General features: G+C 47.0%; 14 protein-coding genes and 1 tRNA gene. 6 read left to right on the top strand and 9 right to left on the bottom strand.

Annotation, left to right across the window (positions count from 1 at the left end; all coding sequences use genetic code 11):
* Positions 1-214 precede the first annotated feature (214 nt).
* Positions 215-1,039, bottom strand: a complete 825-nt coding sequence (locus tag B7Y67_RS04290; RefSeq protein ID WP_293597528.1) for a hypothetical protein — start codon at positions 1,037-1,039, stop codon at positions 215-217.
* Between the two features lie 119 nt (positions 1,040-1,158).
* Here B7Y67_RS04290 and B7Y67_RS04295 point away from each other — a divergent pair, with 119 nt between their 5' ends.
* Both B7Y67_RS04295 and B7Y67_RS04300 read left to right on the top strand, forming a co-directional pair.
* Positions 1,159-1,368 carry an AlpA family transcriptional regulator gene (locus tag B7Y67_RS04295; RefSeq protein WP_293597529.1) on the top strand — a complete coding sequence of 70 codons (210 nt, stop codon included), beginning with the start codon at positions 1,159-1,161 and terminating at the stop codon, positions 1,366-1,368.
* Between the two features lie 58 nt (positions 1,369-1,426).
* On the top strand, positions 1,427-1,729 hold the full coding sequence (locus B7Y67_RS04300) for a hypothetical protein (protein WP_293597530.1): 303 nt from the start codon (positions 1,427-1,429) through the stop codon (positions 1,727-1,729).
* A 112-nt stretch (positions 1,730-1,841) separates the two neighbouring features.
* On the opposite strand, the gene B7Y67_RS04305 is transcribed toward B7Y67_RS04300, so the two are convergent.
* Positions 1,842-1,931, bottom strand: a tRNA-Ser gene (locus B7Y67_RS04305).
* A 16-nt stretch (positions 1,932-1,947) separates the two neighbouring features.
* Positions 1,948-3,084 (bottom strand): NAD(P)/FAD-dependent oxidoreductase, encoded by a 1,137-nt coding sequence (locus B7Y67_RS04310; RefSeq protein ID WP_293597531.1) that lies wholly within the window; start codon positions 3,082-3,084, stop codon positions 1,948-1,950.
* Between the two features lie 140 nt (positions 3,085-3,224).
* On the opposite strand from B7Y67_RS04310, the gene pgi reads away from it, so the two are divergent.
* From pgi to nadC, 4 genes are read left to right on the top strand one after another with little or no spacing between them, the layout of a single operon-like run.
* Positions 3,225-4,721 (top strand): glucose-6-phosphate isomerase, encoded by a 1,497-nt coding sequence (pgi, locus tag B7Y67_RS04315; protein ID WP_293597532.1) that lies wholly within the window; start codon positions 3,225-3,227, stop codon positions 4,719-4,721.
* A gap of 44 nt (positions 4,722-4,765) precedes the next feature.
* A complete protein-coding gene (locus B7Y67_RS04320; protein WP_293597533.1) occupies positions 4,766-6,151 on the top strand; it encodes a phosphomannomutase/phosphoglucomutase in 1,386 nt (461 codons plus the stop codon).
* 50 nt (positions 6,152-6,201) lie between these two features.
* Positions 6,202-7,329: a quinolinate synthase NadA gene (gene nadA / locus B7Y67_RS04325; protein WP_293597534.1), complete on the top strand. Its 1,128-nt coding sequence runs from the start codon at positions 6,202-6,204 to the stop codon at positions 7,327-7,329.
* A gap of 12 nt (positions 7,330-7,341) precedes the next feature.
* The gene (gene nadC / locus B7Y67_RS04330) at positions 7,342-8,199 is read left to right on the top strand and encodes a carboxylating nicotinate-nucleotide diphosphorylase (protein WP_293597535.1); all 858 of its coding nucleotides are present in this window, start codon (positions 7,342-7,344) and stop codon (positions 8,197-8,199) included.
* A 10-nt stretch (positions 8,200-8,209) separates the two neighbouring features.
* Here the strand turns inward: nadC and nadB are convergent, their stop codons facing one another.
* The 6 genes from nadB to B7Y67_RS04360 form a co-directional block, all read right to left on the bottom strand.
* Positions 8,210-9,871 carry an L-aspartate oxidase gene (gene nadB, locus B7Y67_RS04335; protein ID WP_293597536.1) on the bottom strand — a complete coding sequence of 554 codons (1,662 nt, stop codon included), beginning with the start codon at positions 9,869-9,871 and terminating at the stop codon, positions 8,210-8,212.
* A gap of 109 nt (positions 9,872-9,980) precedes the next feature.
* Positions 9,981-12,872 carry a formate dehydrogenase subunit alpha gene (gene fdhF, locus B7Y67_RS04340; RefSeq protein WP_293597537.1) on the bottom strand — a complete coding sequence of 964 codons (2,892 nt, stop codon included), beginning with the start codon at positions 12,870-12,872 and terminating at the stop codon, positions 9,981-9,983.
* Positions 12,873-12,916: 44 nt separating this feature from the next.
* Positions 12,917-14,716: an NAD(P)H-dependent oxidoreductase subunit E gene (locus tag B7Y67_RS04345; protein WP_293597538.1), complete on the bottom strand. Its 1,800-nt coding sequence runs from the start codon at positions 14,714-14,716 to the stop codon at positions 12,917-12,919.
* Positions 14,717-14,916: 200 nt separating this feature from the next.
* Positions 14,917-15,141: a hypothetical protein gene (locus tag B7Y67_RS04350; RefSeq protein ID WP_293597539.1), complete on the bottom strand. Its 225-nt coding sequence runs from the start codon at positions 15,139-15,141 to the stop codon at positions 14,917-14,919.
* A 9-nt stretch (positions 15,142-15,150) separates the two neighbouring features.
* A complete protein-coding gene (locus B7Y67_RS04355; protein ID WP_293597540.1) occupies positions 15,151-17,556 on the bottom strand; it encodes a DUF748 domain-containing protein in 2,406 nt (801 codons plus the stop codon).
* A 42-nt stretch (positions 17,557-17,598) separates the two neighbouring features.
* A complete protein-coding gene (locus B7Y67_RS04360) occupies positions 17,599-17,904 on the bottom strand; it encodes a YciI family protein (RefSeq protein WP_293597541.1) in 306 nt (101 codons plus the stop codon).
* Positions 17,905-18,054 lie beyond the last annotated feature (150 nt).

An 18,054-nucleotide genomic window follows, 5' to 3' on the forward strand; every position in this document is an offset into this window, starting at 1 on the left:
GCTTTCCAAATCTTTGGGGGGAAATGAAGGCTTGCAACGCATTTACAGATAACCCCTCACAGCATCAATTGCTTGATCCTTACGATATAAGTTAAGTTGTTGACGAGAAATGGCCAAATCGACTGTTTTGTAGACAAAATCAGGTGATTTGGCTGTCTAAAGACATTTTTGTCTACATGCCACTAATTTTAAGTAGCATGTAATTTACAGCTATCTATATCCCCATATTGCCTAAATGTTGCGCAACTCGATCCATCGGGTTTTCAGAACTAGCTAGTGGCGCACCTAAGGTAGAGGTTCTCGCCCGTATGGGCTGAAGACCACGAACTACGCTATGTTTGGCATTTGCAAAACTTGGCTCCGGCCTTTCAATTGCTTCATAAATGGACTCAATCATGGTCTGCCATTGCTCGGGCTGATTGTTCTGCACAAACACCTGCATATAAAAAGGATCTGACATGTATTTATTAAAGCAGATCGCCTTGTCAATGTGATCGATTTCATCTGAGCGAGTATTTAAAAAATTGAGCATCTGTAGCTTTGCATCTGAAACCAATGACGATGGTTTTTTCTTGGCATCAGCCAGAGTCATGACATTGCCCACCAACTTGCTTTCTACTTCATATTTACGGATCACATCTTGCAAGCTGGTGACTGTAACCTGCAAGTCTTCAACCCGCTTTTCTAGATCGCGCTTCTCATTAATGATCTTCTGTACACGCTCACACCCTCTCTTGGATTTGATGTTGCTAGAGGCTTCTGGGTTGATGCTGCCATCGGTTTCGGGGCTCGAATCCGTAGGTAGGGGGTTCAAAGCCCGCTTGATGAGCTCTGTTGCTGTTTCAGTTTGAATCTCGGCTTGTGGAAGCGTATCGACAGTAATAGCTACTGGTGCAGGCAATAGTTCACCCAGGTCGTGGGCTTGTGGTGCTGATTTTGTCTCTACAGCAGACATAGCGGCTGGTACATGGATTACATTGTACTTCAGCAGCACACAAAACGATTCATAACAAAACGTAAAACGGAGATTAAATTTCATGATGGCAATTCGCTTATACAGTCTGTATCGCTCGTATGGATACACAAAAATGAGTTCTGCAAAGATGACTATGCAGGCATATCGTAAAAATTCAAAACGCGCCCGCTAAGAAGATGGTGATGAGTCAATCAAGTCCTCAGATCCTACCAATTACCTTGATGAGAATTCCACAAATATTGAAGGTAATGCCAGTTTCTAAATCTAAGTTTTGGCTGATGGTTCAGAAAGGTGAGTTTCCAAAGCCGATCAAAATCGGTCGATCTTCCTTTTGGACTATTGAGCAAGTGCAGGTATTTATTCGGGAGAGGAGTGTTCAATCCACCAATTGAGTAATGGTTATCTCCTGAGCTTATGCTATGTATCCTACGGAAAACTCAGGAGATGACTATGCAAGTAAATAATTTATACAAGTCATTTAGCGTTGATGTCTATAGCGATCGCAGCCTCCTAAGTGAAAGTCCTTGGCTTAGGATTGGGGAGTTTGAGGAACTTGATGATGCGATTGATGCCTGCAAGAAAGTGGTTGATGGTTTCCTGCAGTCGCCTTTAAATACCCTCATTGAGTCAGAGCAGTTGGTTACAGCTTTTCTGAGCTTTGGGGATGTGCCGGTTATTAATGGTGCCGAGAATGTACCTAGTTTTGACGTTTATGAGTATCTCGCCCAACGCTGTAGAGAAATCCACAATTAAATGACCTCTAACCAAGTCCAGATTCAGACAATGTTTTAGTGGTGGGTGGGATGGTGGGTAGAGGAGCCTTAAAAACGAAGAGCCCCGTTTATTGGGGCTCTGGTGTCGTAAGTGGCGGAAGAGGTGAGATTCGAACTCACGGAGGACTTTCATCCTCGCCAGTTTTCAAGACTGGTGCATTCAACCGCTCTGCCACTCTTCCTGATTTGAGTCCTAGATTATAGAGAACTTTTGATTTGCGCCTCTAAATGCTGGGCAATGGCCAAACAAGAGGTGAGACCTGGGGACTCAAAGCCATACAGATTAAATAAGCCCTGGAGCTGATGCTGCCGGGGTCCTTCAAAGTAAAAGTCTCCTGCTGGGGCATTTGGCGGGACGATTTTGGCCCTGACACCAGAGTAATCAGGTTGCAGAGCACCGTCTTTGAGGCCTGGCCAATACTGCCTTACTGCTGCATAAAAACCCTCTCCTCGCTTGGGATCGACTGTGTAATTAATCTGGCTTTCCTCATCAATATCAAGCCACTCCACATCTGGACCAAACTTTGCCTGACCACCCATATCGAGGGTCAGATGAACACCTAGTCCGCCAGGTTCGGGTATCGGATAAATCAAATGACTGAATGGCGATTTTCCAGATAAAGAGAAGTAATTGCCTTTTGCAAAGTAGGCTTTGGGTATGAGATCTTTCGAGAGGCCTTCAATTTTTTGAGCTAACGCTGGCGCACTCAGTCCCGCGCAATTAATCAGCAGCTTAGTCTGAATGGTCATGCCATCAGCGCCACCAATCGTGAGCTCAAAGCTGCCTTCGGCATTGCTGCCAATAGGTTTAGCGCTGAGCAATGGAGATTGATAGGCAACCATACCGCCTGCATCCTCAAAACCACCAAGCAAGGACAGCATTAAGCCGTGGCTATCCACTACACCTGTGGAGCCTGAGAGTAGCGCAGCCTCGCACTGCAGCTGTGACTCTAAAGTCTTAGCCTGCGCTCCAGAAATCATCCTGATATCAGGGACTTGATTTTTTTGGGCTTTGTACAAAATGGCTTGCAGATCATCCAACTGACTAGTATCTGCAGCAACAATTAACTTGCCATACGCCCGATGACTCACTTGGTGACTGCGGCAGTATTCATACAGAAGGCGATTGCCTTCCACGCAGAGTTTGGCCTTGAGAGAATCTTTTGGGTAATAAATCCCCGCGTGAATGACTTCACTATTACGAGCACTGCTGATGGTTCCAAAAGAATCCTCACGCTCGAGCAAGATCGTTTCTCGACCCTGCAAGGCCATTTCCCGGGCCACCGCTAAACCAACTACTCCAGCGCCAACTACGACGCAATCAACCTGCTCCATTCTGCTATTCCTGACCTGATTTCAGATATGTCTCAATTTTGTAATGACTTTTGCCTCAGCTAAAGCCTTGTTATTAATGAAATCGTAACATTTTCAGCGTTTTAAGGGGATTTTGATGCCCTTATTGATAAAATCCAGCAATGTCTATGCAAGCCCAATTAGCTAACAAATGTATTCACTCTGCCCTGGATGTGGTGCTCGATACCGCCTATCAGGGTATAGATATCGGCACTTGGTCAAAGTTGTTTGCGAATGCTCGCAAATCTCAGTTAGAGCAGTTCATTGCAGATCTATTTGCTGGAAAACACATCAACAATAGCGAGGATCGCCCCGCCCTGCATTCTGCACTTCGCAATCTCAGTAAAACGCCAGTTTTAATCGATGGCAAAGATGTTATGCCGGAGGTTTCTGAGGTTTGGCATCGCATTGAAGCGCTGTGCAACAAATGGGTTGGCATCACTGACGTTATACACATTGGTATTGGTGGATCAGACTTTGGTCCTCGCCTAGCTATTGAAGCCTTAGCTCATGTTCCAGGCATTGAAAGCCGCGGCATGCGGATGCATTTCTTGGCCAATATTGATACTGCCGAGCTGGCGCGCATCTTGGCGCGCGCTCAGCCTCATAGCACCCGCGTGATTGTGGTCTCAAAGTCATTCACGACTCTTGAAACTTCTATGAATGCTAAAGCCGTTGTTGCCTGGCTTAAAGATAGCGGCTGCACTCATAGTCAAATTGAGCATGCCTTATATGCTGTGACCGCCAATATTCCAGCGGCAAAAGAATTTGGTGTCAGCGAAGACAACATCTTCCCCTTCTGGGATTGGGTCGGTGGTCGCTACTCTGTCTGGTCGGCAGTAGGTTTACCGATTGCCCTGCAATATGGCTTTGAAACCTTTAAGCAGTTTTTGGCTGGTGCTGAAGCAATGGATTTGCATTTTAAGAATGCACCTCTAGAACAAAATCTGCCAGTCATCATGGCACTCTCTTTGCTGTACCAGCAAGAGAAACACAATATCAAAGCCTATGCAGCCATTCCGTATGCAGATGCCTTGGACTGGTTTCCAAAGTGGTTGCAACAGCTTGACATGGAAAGTAATGGCAAGAGGGTAGATCGCAACGGTAAGCCGGTGAAACATTCTTCACCAGTGGTATTTGGTAGTGCGGGTAGTAATGCACAGCACTCCTACTTCCAACTTTTCCATCAGGGTACAGAAATCATTCCAATTGATTTCATCGCAGTGCGTGAACCGATGAGCGATCGGCCTGAGGCTTTAGCGCACCATCGTATTCTGCTCTCCAATTGCTTGGCACAGGCGCAAGCATTAGCGAATGGCAAAACTGCAAGCAACCCGAATGACGTGTATCCAGGTAAGCGCCCAAGCAATCTATTATTGCTGCCCAAGCTCAATGCTTTCTATCTTGGCGCCCTGCTCGCTTTGTATGAGAACCGCACTGCCACATTAGGTGCATTGTGGAATATCAATAGCTTTGATCAACCTGGCGTGGAATACGGTAAGGTGCTAGCCAAGCCGATTGAGAAGGCCCTCGCAAGTCATCAAAATGATATTGCTGCTAGTGCAGACATAGATGCCGTTACTGCTGCCCGTATTAATCTATTAAATTCAAATAACTAGTTATCGCCCAAGCAAGATTTGGGTTTTTTACTGAAGGATCCGCAATGCAATTGTCTCCATCGATTTTCAAGGCTTACGATATCCGCGGCATTATTGATGAGACTTTAGATCCCTCTATCGCCAAATTGATTGGCCAAGCTTTTGGTACTGAGATGCGTGAGCTTGGTGAGACTGATATCGTGATTGGTCGAGATGGCCGTCTATCTGGTCCTAGCTTGATTGAGGCATTAACAGAAGGGCTACTCTCTACCGGTATTAATGTGATTGATATCGGCATGGTTGCTACACCAATGGTCTACTTTGCAGCCAATCACAACATTAATGGCAAAACGCCGAAATCCGGCATCATGATTACTGGTAGCCACAACCCACCGAACTATAACGGCTTCAAAATGGTATTGGGAACAGCGGCGATTTACGGGGAAAAAATTCAGGACTTACGTAAACGCATTGAAACCAAGCAATTTGTGACCGGTCAAGGAACACGTAGCACCTTTGATATTTTCCCGATGTACATTAACTATATCGTTGGCGATGTAAAGCTGGCTCGCCCTATGAAGATTGCTGTGGATTGCGGGAATGGTGTTGGTGGTGCATTTGCGGGCAAGCTATTTAGAGCCCTGGGTTGTGAAGTGCAAGAGCTGTTCTGTGAAGTTGATGGTCATTTTCCTAACCACCATCCAGATCCTGCTCATATTGAGAACTTACAAGATCTCATCAAAAACCTCCAGACTACCGATAATGAATTAGGTCTCGCCTTTGATGGGGATGCCGATCGCTTAGGTGTAGTGACTAAAGATGGTCAAGTGATTTTCCCTGACCGTCAAATGATGCTCTTTGCTAAAGATGTTCTCTCACGCAATCCTGGCGGTCAAATTATTTACGATGTGAAGTGCACTCGTAATCTAGCGACCTATGTAAAAGAACATGGTGGCGAACCGATTATGTGGAAAACAGGTCATTCTTTAGTCAAGGCTAAGCTCAAAGAAACTGGCGCGCCGCTTGCTGGTGAGATGAGCGGCCACATCTTCTTTAAGGATCGTTGGTTTGGGTTTGATGATGGCCTGTATACCGGCGCACGCTTGTTAGAGATCCTCAGTAAAGAGAAAAATCCGAGCGACACGCTTAATCACTTGCCTAATGCGATCTGTACACCAGAGTTGCAGCTAGCTTGTGCTGAAGGTGAGCCTTTTGCACTACTCGAAACTATTAAGGCAAATGCCAAGTTCCCTACTTCTGAATCTATCAACACCATTGATGGTGTCCGCGTGGAATATGCCGATGGCTTTGGTCTGGCTAGACCATCTAATACCACTCCAGTGGTAGTAATGCGTTTTGAGGCAGATAGTGAAGAGGCTATCAAGCGTATTCAGGCAGAGTTTAAGGCGGTGTTGTTGGCAGCTAAGCCTGAAGCAAAGTTGCCATTTTAAATAACTAAGGTCTGCCCTCATGAGTTGCTGCAATAGAGATAAAATTACTCATGACTTCAACTGCTAGCACCCCTATCGCCTTTGACTACCCCCAGCAGAATGCTGCCGGGGCTACCTGCACCGCCCAAGCTTGGGCCAAAACACCCCCACAACTTCATGGGGTTGAAAAAGCTGCAGTTGTTGCTCGTATTAAGCAATTGCTAATCGAGAAAGATGCTGCATTGGTGGCTCATTACTATGTAGATGGCGATATTCAGGATCTAGCTATGGAGACCGGCGGCTTTGTTGCCGACTCTTTGGAGATGGCGCGTTTTGGTAAGAATCATTCTGCGAAAAATTTGATTGTGGCTGGCGTCCGTTTTATGGGTGAGTCTGCCAAGATTCTGAGTCCTGAGAAGCGCGTCTTTATGCCAGATTTGGAAGCAACCTGCTCTTTAGACCTGGGCTGCGAAGCGACTGACTTTGCTACATTTAGAGCAATGCATCCAGATCGCACTGTAGTGGTCTATGCCAATACTAGTGCTGCAGTTAAAGCGCAAGCCGACTGGATGGTAACAAGCTCTTGTGCCTTAGCCATCGTTCATCAACTCAAAGTTGAAGGTAAGAAAATTCTGTGGGCACCTGATCGTCACTTAGGTCGCTATATTCAAGAACAGACTGGTGCTGATATGTTGTTGTGGAATGGCGCCTGCATTGTTCATGATGAATTTAAGGCAGTTGAATTAGAAATGTTGATGGCCGCACATCCCAATGCCATGGTTTTGGTTCACCCCGAATCCCCACAAGGAGTTGTGGATTTAGCAGATGTAGTGGGATCTACCTCAGCCATGATTAAGGCTGTAGTAGAAGGTAGCGCTACTGAATATATTGTGGCTACCGATAATGGCATCTTGCATCGCATGCGCCAACTAGCACCAAATAAAGTATTGATCGAAGCTCCAACTGCCGGCAACAGTGCGACATGTAAGAGCTGTGCTCACTGCCCTTGGATGGCCATGAATGGCTTGCAAGGAATTTTGGATTGCTTAGAGAATGCCTCTGGTGAGATATTCATTGAGGAAGATGTACGAGTTAAGGCTCTCGGCTGTATTGAGCACATGCTAGATTTCACTCAGAACCATCCTGACCTGCTTGCAAGAGCGCAGCATGGCTTTGTAAAGAACATTGGCGTTGCTTGATTAAAAGATACTATGTTTGATTACAACGAAACCTTAGAGCAGGCCCGCCAACGCAATATTGCCGATGCACTAATGGAAGACATTGGCAAGTGCGACTGGACTGCGCAATTGGTTCCTAGCAAACCTGTTCATGCTCAATTAATTGTTCGTGAGCAGGCTGTTCTGTGCGGGGTAGATTGGTTCGAGGGCACCCTGAAGAAACTCGATCCTGCAGTAAAAGTGACTTGGTACTACCTGGAGGGCGACTTGATGAAGTCTGATACCAAGGTTTGCGATATTGAAGCCAATTCTCGCGCCCTGCTGTCTGCTGAGCGTCCTTGTATTAATTTCTTGCAGACATTGTCTTGGACTGCAAGCATTGCGCGTCAACACGTTGAAGCCATTGCAGGCGTTAGCCCAAACCCTAAAGGTTGCGCCGTACTCGATACACGCAAGACGATTCCTGGCTTACGTCAAGCGCAGAAATACGCAGTCCGTGTCGGTGGCGGCCAAAACCAGCGTCTTGCACTTTGGCATGGCATCTTGATTAAAGAGAATCACATTGCTGCTGCGGGTGGTGTTGCAGCCGCAGTGAAAGCGGCACAAGCATTGAATTCTGGGGTGGATATTCAGGTGGAAGTGGAGAACTTTGCTGAATTGAAAGAGGCTTTGGATGCTGGGGCAAAGAGCATCCTGATTGATAACTTCACTACCGAGCAAATGAAAGAGGCGGTTGCCTTTACTAATGGTCGCGCTTTATTGGAGGCTTCTGGTGGCATCGACCTAGATCAGATGCGTGCAATCGCCGCTACTGGGGTTGATCGCATCTCACTCGGAAAGCTGACTAAAGATATTAAGGCAGTGGATTTCTCAATGAGAATATCCGCATAACAATCCATTTTTAGGCTTCAGGGCCTTCAGAATTTCCCTCAGCTTGAGGCGTCAGAATGGTCGGATAAGAAACGGCCCAAGTCCCCGGGTAATCGCGGCTGTAATGCAATCCCCTGCTCTCTCTGCGCATGAGAGCCGATCTCACGATCAGTTCCGCACATTCCAAGAGGTTGCGCAGCTCAATGAGGTCGCGTGTGACTTTAAAGTTCGCGTAATACTCTTGTACTTCATATCTGAGGAGCTTAATGCGGTGTAATGCACGCTCCAGTCTTCGATTGGTTCTCACAATGCCAACGTAGTTCCACATCAATGAACGTAGCTCATCCCAATTATGGGCAATGACCACCTGCTCATCCGCATCCTCAACCTGACTCTCATCCCATAAGGGCAAACTGGGCATCGCCGGAGTCTTGAGTGACGAGATATCCTGAGCAGCAGCTTTACCAATCACTACGCACTCCAACAGGGAGTTGCTGGCCAAGCGATTGGCACCATGAAGCCCCGTATAGGTCGCCTCACCTACTGCATATAAGCCTGGCAAGTCTGTTTTTCCTTTGAGATCCGTTACAACACCACCACAGGTGTAATGCGCTGCGGGTACGACTGGGATAGGCTCTTTAGTGATATCTAGACCCAAAGTCATGCAACGCGCATAGATCATCGGGAAATGCTCTTTAATAAATGCTTCGCCTAAATGAGTGGCATCCAGATGCACGTAATCTAAGCCGTGCTTCTTCATCTCAAAGTCGATTGCCCTAGCAACAATGTCACGAGGAGCTAACTCATTGCGCTCATCATGTTCAGGCATAAAGCGAGTGCCGTTTGGCAGCTTGAGTAAGCCACCCTCACCCCGCATTGCCTCAGTAATCAAAAAGGTTCTGTCACTGGGGTGATAAAGGCACGTTGGATGAAACTGAATAAACTCCATATTACCGACGCGGCAACCCGCACGCCAGGCCATGGCAATACCATCGCCAGTAGCAGTGTCTGGGTTGCTGGTGTAGCGATAGACTTTACCGACGCCACCAGTAGCCAATACCACTGACTTAGCTTCAATTGTTTCTACGCGATTATTTTTAATATCGAGCGCATACACACCATAGCAACGGTTCGGTTTGGTACGTTGCGTCTTGGCATCTAAGTGACGATTGGTAATCAAATCTAAAGCAATCCAATGCTCTAGTAGCTGAATATTTTTATGGGCTCTTGCCTTATCGAGCAATACCTCATGAATGGCTTTACCAGTTGCATCGGCAACGTGCGCAATGCGACGTTGACTATGACCGCCTTCACGCGTGAGGTGCAAACCCATCGGACCAGTTTCATCAGCAGTAAACGGAACGCCCTGCTCAACCAGCCAACGAATCGCTTCAGCACTTTCTTCGGCAATGTAACGTGCAGTTGATTCCACTACAAGGCCTGCGCCTGCATCTAGTGTGTCGGCGACATGAGCATCAATACTGTCATGCTCTTTATCAACCACCCCAACAATGCCACCCTGCGCCCAGGCAGTTGCAGCCTCACCCAGACCACGCTTAGCCATCACAATGACTGGCTGTGTCTCCGCCATGTGCAGAGCAACGGTTAAACCGGCTAACCCGGCTCCAATAATGAGGACAGGTAATTCTGCTTTGGGATTAGCTACTGAAGTTTGGGGTTTTAAACTGGCCATAGAAGATCAATTCTAAAGGCCAATCATTATTTGGGTACTTTTATGTCATCAGAACAACAAAGCCCCTATTTCAGGGGCTTTGTTGAATTAGACTAAGTTAAGCAACGAATTAACTTACCGTCGCTTTCTGTCTCTCAGGATCATTAGTACCATAACCCATCACTGCAGCAGCCTGACCACCTTTAGCTAGCTTGACTGCGCAGTACTTAAATTCCGGAATCTTGCCAAACGGGTCTAAGGCAGGGTTGGTGATTAAGTTGGCTGCAGCTTCATAGTAAGCGAATGGAATAAAGATCACGCCACGTGGAGTGCCATCATCTCTACGCACATGAATCCCTACTTCGCCACGACGTGACTGAACGGTAATGACATCGCCAGCTGAAACGCCCAACTGAGTCATATCCTCGCCATGCATTGACACAGTAGCCATTGGCTCGATCGCGTCCAAGACGGTTGCGCGGCGAGTCATACTGCCGGTATGCCAATGCTCTAGCTGACGACCTGTAATCAGCACAAATGGATACTCCGCATCTGGGCGCTCATTCGCAGGGATGATATCGGCTGGTACCAACTTCACTCTGCCATCTTTAGTATCAAACTTGTCGTTAAACACAATTGGACGACCTGGGTCTTCCGCAGACAAGCATGGGTATGTCACGCTGGATTCTTTTTCTAGGCGCTCCCAAGTAATACCGTTAATGGCCGCATGCATTGCTTGACGCATTTCATCATAAACCTCTGCAACACCATCATCCGGACCTTGGTAGTTCCAGTTCAAGCCCATGCGCTTCGCAATTTGCTGAATGATCCACAAATCAGGTCTGGCATCTCCAGGAGGATTGATGGCTTTCTTGCCCATCTGAACCATACGATCCGTATTGCTAGCAGTACCAACCTTCTCTGGCCATGCACTTGCTGGCAATACTACGTCTGCCAAGAGTGCGGTCTCAGTCATGAAGATATCTTGCACAACCAACAGATCTAAGGCAGCTAAAGCATGACGTGCATGATTCAAATCAGGGTCACTCATCGCAGGGTTCTCGCCCTCGACATACATGCCACGAATCTTGTCTGGATCACTGTCCGGCGCAGTGATCTTATGCATGATCTCTACAACGGTATAGCCAGGCTTCTTATCTAATGGGGTATCCCAGAATTTCTCAAACCACGCGTGCGCTTCTGGATTGTCAACGCGTTGGTAGTTCGGGAACATCATCGGAATTAATCCCGCATCACTAGCACCCTGAACGTTATTTTGTCCACGCAGTGGATGCAAGCCAGATCCAGGTTTACCAATTTGACCGGTAATACTCACCAAGGCAATTAAGCAACGAGCATTGTCAGTGCCGTGAACGTGCTGGCTGACACCCATGCCCCACAAAATCATGGCAGATTTAGTTGTAGCAAATTCTCTAGCCACTTCACGCAATGTTTCCGCAGGAATACCGCAGAGTGGCGCCATTGCTTCAGGGCTGTAGCCCTTGATATTTTCTTTGAGAGCCTCAAAGTTATTGGCGCGATTGGCAATAAATTCTTTATCAGCAAGACCTTCTTCAATGATCGTAAAGATCATCGCATTGAGCATGGCAACGTCAGTATCTGGCTTGAACTGCATCGTGCGCCAGGCATGTTTACTGATTTCGGTCGCACGTGGATCACACAATACAATTTTTGCACCGCGTTTAGCAGCGTTCTTAAACCAGGTAGCAGCAACGGGATGGTTTGCTGTTGGGTTTGAGCCGATCAAGAAAATAAGGCTTGAGTGCTCAACATCGTTTACTTGATTACTTACTGCGCCAGAACCAACACCCTCTAACAGAGCAGCGACAGATGATGCATGGCAAAGACGGGTGCAATGGTCAACGTTATTGCTACCAAAACCAGTGCGTACCAATTTTTGGAATAAGTAGGCTTCTTCGTTACTGCCTTTTGCAGAACCGAATCCAGCTAACACTTTATTGCCGTATTGATCTTTCAACTTTTTAAGGCCGCCACCAGCAACTTCTAGAGCCTCTTCCCACGTCGCTTCACGGAAGATCTCAGACCAATCTTGCTTGCCTTCAAGCAAGGCCTCATCTTTAGCAACACCTGCTTTACGAATCAGCGGCTTGGTTAAGCGCTGTGGATTGTGGATGTAGTCCATACCAAAGCGACCTTTAACACAAAGGCGGTTGTGGTTGGCTGGGCCATCGCGACCCTCAACACTGACAATCTTTTCATCTTTAACGTTGTAAGTAATTTGGCAACCGACGCCGCAGAAAGGACATACTGAATCCACTTTGCGATCCACGGTTTGTGAGCCGATCAATCCCTTAGGCATTAACGCACCTGTTGGACAAGCCTGTACACACTCGCCACAAGCAACGCAAGTACTGTCACCCATAGGGTCATTCAAATCAAATACGATCTCGCTATGAGCGCCACGCATTGCGTAGCCGATCACATCATTCACCTGTTCTTCACGACAAGCGCGCACGCAACGATTACATTGAATACAAGCATCTAAGTTCACGGCCATCGCTGGGTGAGATACGTCATTGCTGACTTTTTCACGGCGCAATGCCTTGAGCTCTGGACGTACTGTGACATCCATGCGGGCAGCCCAGGTGCTGAGCTCGCCATGTTGATTTTTTTGCTCTTCTTCTTTACTGTCACCTACCCATTTAAATCCTTCGTCAGGCATATCGGACAGCAACATCTCGAGTACCAGCTTTTGACTCTTCAGTGCACGCTCGCTATTCGCTTTGACATCCATTCCTGGAGTAGCGCTACGGCAGCAACTTGGCGCCAACGTGCGTTCGCCATTAATCTCTACAACGCAAGCGCGACAGTTACCATCGGGACGGTAGCCGTCTTTGAAACACAGATGCGGAATATCAATACCATGTCGTTTGGCCGCTTTGAGAATAGTCTCGCCTTCGTAAGAAACGATGGTTTGCCCGTCTAGTTTGAACTCAACGGTTTGCAATTCAAGCTCTTTAGGATTTACTGGTGCGTTCATATTTGTCTCGTTATTCCCTATTCTTTTATTAAGCAACTTCCTTATTAAACTTCTTCTGGGAAATATTTAGCAATGCAACGAATCGGATTGGGTGCAGCTTGACCTAGGCCACAGATAGAAGCATCAACCATTACAGTTGCCAAGTCTTCTAAAGTGTCTTGATCCCAAGATGGCGACTGCATTAACTTGGCAGCCTTGCTAGTGCCTACACGACATGGCGTACATTGACCACAACTCTCGTGCTCAAAAAAGTGCATGACATTAAGTGCCATATCGCGCGCCTTGTCTTTATCACCAAACACCATCACCGCAGCAGAGCCAATGAAACAGCCATAAGGCTGCAAGGTATCAAAGTCCAGCGGAATGTCATTCATGGTTGCTGGCAAGATGCCACCTGATGCGCCACCAGGTAGGTAGCCGTAGAACTTGTGACCATCTTGCATGCCGCCACAATACTCGTCAATCAATTCCTGAATCGTGATACCGGCTGGGGCCAACTTCACACCGGGGTTCTTGACGCGCCCGCTAACGCTGAAGCTTCGTAAGCCTTTGCGATCATGGCGACCAAAAGAGCTAAACCACTCAGGGCCACGCTGAACAATGTCACGTACCCAATAGAGCGTCTCGAAGTTATGTTCGAGCGTTGGACGACCAAATAATCCGACCTGCGCAATATATGGGGGGCGCATGCGGGGTTCGCCACGCTTACCTTCGATGCTTTCAATCATGGCAGATTCTTCACCGCAGATATAAGCGCCCGCACCACGACGTAACTCAATCAGCGGCAATTTAAATGGCGGATTTGCAATCAGCTTAGCTAGCTCTACTTCGAGTAATTCGCGGCAACCGTGGTACTCATCACGCAAATAAATATAGCAAGCATCAACACCAACTACATTGGCTGCAATTAACAAACCCTCTAAGAAGCGATGCGGATCACGTTCTAAATAAGTGCGGTCTTTAAATGTACCTGGCTCACCTTCGTCAATATTCACTGCCATCAACTTAGGAGCAGGTTGATCTTTCACAATCCGCCACTTACGCCCTGCTGGGAAACCCGCGCCACCGAGACCACGAAGGCCAGAGTTTTCCATGGCCTTGATGATGCTTTCGGCATCCTTCTTGCCATCAATAATTTCTTTGGCTAAAGCGTAACCACCTTGTGCGCGATAAGATTCATAACCCACATAATCAGGCGAAAGAGCTTGATTTTCACCCTGAGGAGAGACACCCTTTTCAGCCAAGGCTGCAGGATCAAAATTCGCACTGTCTTTGGCCATTGGCTGAGTTGTCAAATTATTTTTGACAGCAGCGACAACTTTGTCGGTGGTTGCAAATAACACTGGGTACTGATGCACAACCGCTACTGGAGCCTGCTCACAACGACCCACGCATGGTGCAGCCTCCACCTTAATCTTTGGGTTACCTAAAATTGCCGGCAACTTTGCCAATAGATTTTGCGCACCAGCCAGTTCGCAAGCGATACCATCACATACACGCAAGGTGATATCTGCAACCGGATCATTGCCACGCACTACTTCAAAGTGGTGATAGAAAGTAGCTACTTCATAAACCTCAGCCATCGGTAAATTCATTTCTTTTGCGAGGGCAACTAAATGACGATCATGCAAAGCGCGATATTCATCATTCAGCTTGTGTAAATTTTCAATGAGTAAATCGCGACGTTCCGCTGCAGCACCAATTAACTGGCGAACCTCTGCCAAGGACACATCATCCGCTTGACGTCCCTTGAGTTTGCTTTTGCGACGAATGGTTTCCCTTAAATCATCTGCAGTTGCCACGGCAACAGCTTTGATTTCGCCAGAGGGTTTTGGGTGATTCATAGTAATAGTCTCTAATTTCTAATCGCAATAATGTTGCTGTTTTGATGTGTCTTCAATCTCGCTTGAGAATGCCCCAATTAGCGAGAAATGCTTTGCCTCACCTAAATAGGGAATTCCCAAAATCATGATCGATTTTGGGTTATTTCTACACTCAAGTCCTTGACGGAGCTCAAGTGAATTTATTAAGGGTAAACCCTAGGTTAAATAACTGATGGGGATGGCTTGTCGCCAGGTGGGAGAGAGTAGTCCAACTTACGCTCATAAACACGCGCCTTATAGCACTCGTTATAGCCCTTGCTGCCAATTTGCCAGCCAATAGAGGTGCAATCATCTTGGGCTGCCGACTCGATTGAGTTGCATCCAGATAAGGCAATGGCAACAATAGAGGCAAAAATGGCTAAGGGACGCAATGTAGGTGAATTCATACCCCAAGTCTACTTGATTCTGAGCTCGACTTCGAGGGGAACGCCCTCCTTCCCTGCGCTGACAATCTTGACTTCACCCAAGTTAATTCGATCCTTGAGGGCGGGATTACTTTTCACCATGAAATCCGAAGCTAGCTTAGCCCGATTTTTAGCCAAAGTTCTCAGGTCTTCATCCGTCACAGGGATACTAGCAATGAGCTCTGTGTGTAACTGCTCGTTACGCGCAACACCCTCTGGAAGGGTAATTAAACGTTGGCCCAATTTGATTCTGCCGACATATTCGGCATAAGCGGATTTCAGGCCAGACTGCACCTTGGCATCAGAAAAATCTAGTGTTGGAATGAAATCATTGGGGGACACATTCACCCCAGCCGCCTTCAGAATGGCGCGATCTGCAGTCGCACGAGCTAAGGCAACTTTGTCTGCATTGGGGTCATAAGTTCCTGCGAGCTCTAGTGTCGCATGAGGCTTCTTCGCTAAAAAATCACCAAACTTCTCCAGGCGGTCTTGATCAGGCGGCAAAAACAAGGCTTCCCCCAAAACTGCATTTACCCCATCGTTAGCACCCATGCCAAGAAGCGCGCCCAGAGCTCTAAATGGTGCAGTTGCGACATTAGTTAATACGTTGCTGATTGCCTGCCACACCAGGCCACTTGCGCTGAACTCTGGCGAGTCCACATTGCCGGCAATATTAATGGTAACGTCAATCGTATCGTCGGAATCTTCAAGCACTGCAATCGCTAAACCCAAAGGCAATTTTTTTCCCTGAAAATCAGCAACCTCTTCACCAAGCTCAATCTTCTTAATCACAATCTGATTCCCGCCCTTGAGCTCGCCATCCTTGGCGCTGTAATGCAAATTTAAGTTCACCCTACCGCTAGCAATTTGATAGCCTGCAAAGGTCATGGCAGCAGGATTGAAGGCATTGAGCGGAACATTTTTAAAAGTGAGTGTCACATCGTTATTACGTCGAGGATCATCAAATGCAATCTGCCCCTTACCGCGGAGTGACCCAGACTCGGCCAGAACTCCATCCATAGTCATTGCCGTTGAATGTCCATGTAGATTATTGACATTGGCAAAGCTAGCATTGAACTTTCTCAAGTTCACTTTGAAATTAGGCTTCATGGCTAAGTCAGAAAATGACACTTCACCACCGCGCAGCTTCAATGCCTTAATATTCAGAGAAAATGATTTTTTTTCTTTTACATCTTCAGGCGACTTATCTACCCCCGCAAGCTCGCCCTCCGGTTTGGAAAATAAACGCTTGAAATTGGAAAAACCTTTTTCATCAATTTCGAACTGAAGCGCCGGTTGAGAAACCGTTAATTCCTCAATACTCAGACTTGAGCCAGCACTTTTTGAGCGCTTAAAAATAAATCGACTTACATCACCATCACTCCATCTTATGAGCGATTGCTTTTGCCCCTGCTCAAGTAAATCCAAGCCCAGTAAATGCAAATCTCCTGACACAGCCAGCTCATCACCCTTCAGGCTGATGTCTAAAGCAGACTGAATCACTCCGCCCTGAGTTAACAGCTCCTTATTAGCCGGAAGCAATGCGATCAAAGGTGCGATTGAAAGATTGTCTACCTGGACTCTGGCCGCAATTGATTTATCGGATTTGAAATCCCAATGTGAGCTTATCCGCCCATCATCAATCTCTAAGTTAATCTGAGCACCTAAGGTATCTGGCGCAGGATTATCTAATGCACCCTTAATAGCAAGACGTTTAAAGGCAATCTTTTTATCAAAACCGGGCAAAGTAAAACTCAGTGCACCGAGATTGAGGCCATACTGGCCACGCACACCATTCACATCACCCTGTTTATCGTAGTTCGCAATATCACGCAGCTCGATAGAGAGTGACTGAAATCGCTCATGGAAATTTTTATTAGGGTCCAACAGCTCAAATGAGCCATTAGAAACCTTAAATTCATCGATTGATATTTTGATGCTCTTCTTGGGCGTAGTTAAATCTTCTGGGGGTAGATTGCGTGTAATAGCAGCAATCAATTCCTGCCAATTCCATTGGCTCGCACTTCCTTTAGTCGCATGCTTTTCGAGCTTGATGCTGGGCTCATACAAAAGAATCTCATCAAACCCCATTTCCCCAGTCATGAGGTGGGTCCACTTCAGCATCACCACTGCCTTCTTAAGCTTAAGCAACTGTCCTTGCTGTCTATCGACCAACTTCAAGCCATCCAGCTCAACACGTAACCTTAAAGGGGAAATACGGAGATCTTGATAGGCGATCTCATAACCAATCTTTTGGCCATAAGACTCAGCTGCATTCTTGATGGCACCAGGGGCCCAAAGGTGACAAGCACTCCAGAATACAAAAGTGAGTGCAAGAAAGCCTCCGGTAATTCGGAGTATGTAGGTTCGTATGATTGAAAGATTAAAAGAAATCATTTGTGTAGTAATTCCAGCCTTAAAGGGAATATAAAACTCGATTTAGGCTACTGGCGGAAATCCGACCTTTTGCGTCCATCCATTATTAAATGCATGAATAACTGGCTCTTCATAGACGCCCGCTTTTGTGAATGGCTCATCTGCCAACCAAGCCTCGACATCTACCTTGCTAGGAAAATCCATTACTAGCAAACTACCCACTGTGGTCTTGCCATCCTCTGATGTCAAGGGACCGGCAAAGGCCATCTTGTCTGCAAGCTTACCTAAATAGGCGCGATGCTCCGGCCGCACCTGAATGCGCAATTCTGCTGTACCGGGACGATCCATTAAGAGGATGGCGAAGATCATAGTTTCTCCTGTTTGACTTGAATACCTAGATCTTACGGCAAGCGGAAAAAGAAAAACCGCCTTCGTGAACTGACCCCCAAAAGTTGGACCTTATGTCCAACCAAGGGGGTTTTGTTTTATGAGCAAATACAGTACGGAGTTCAAACTCCA

The organism is Polynucleobacter sp. 35-46-11, from assembly GCF_002281105.1.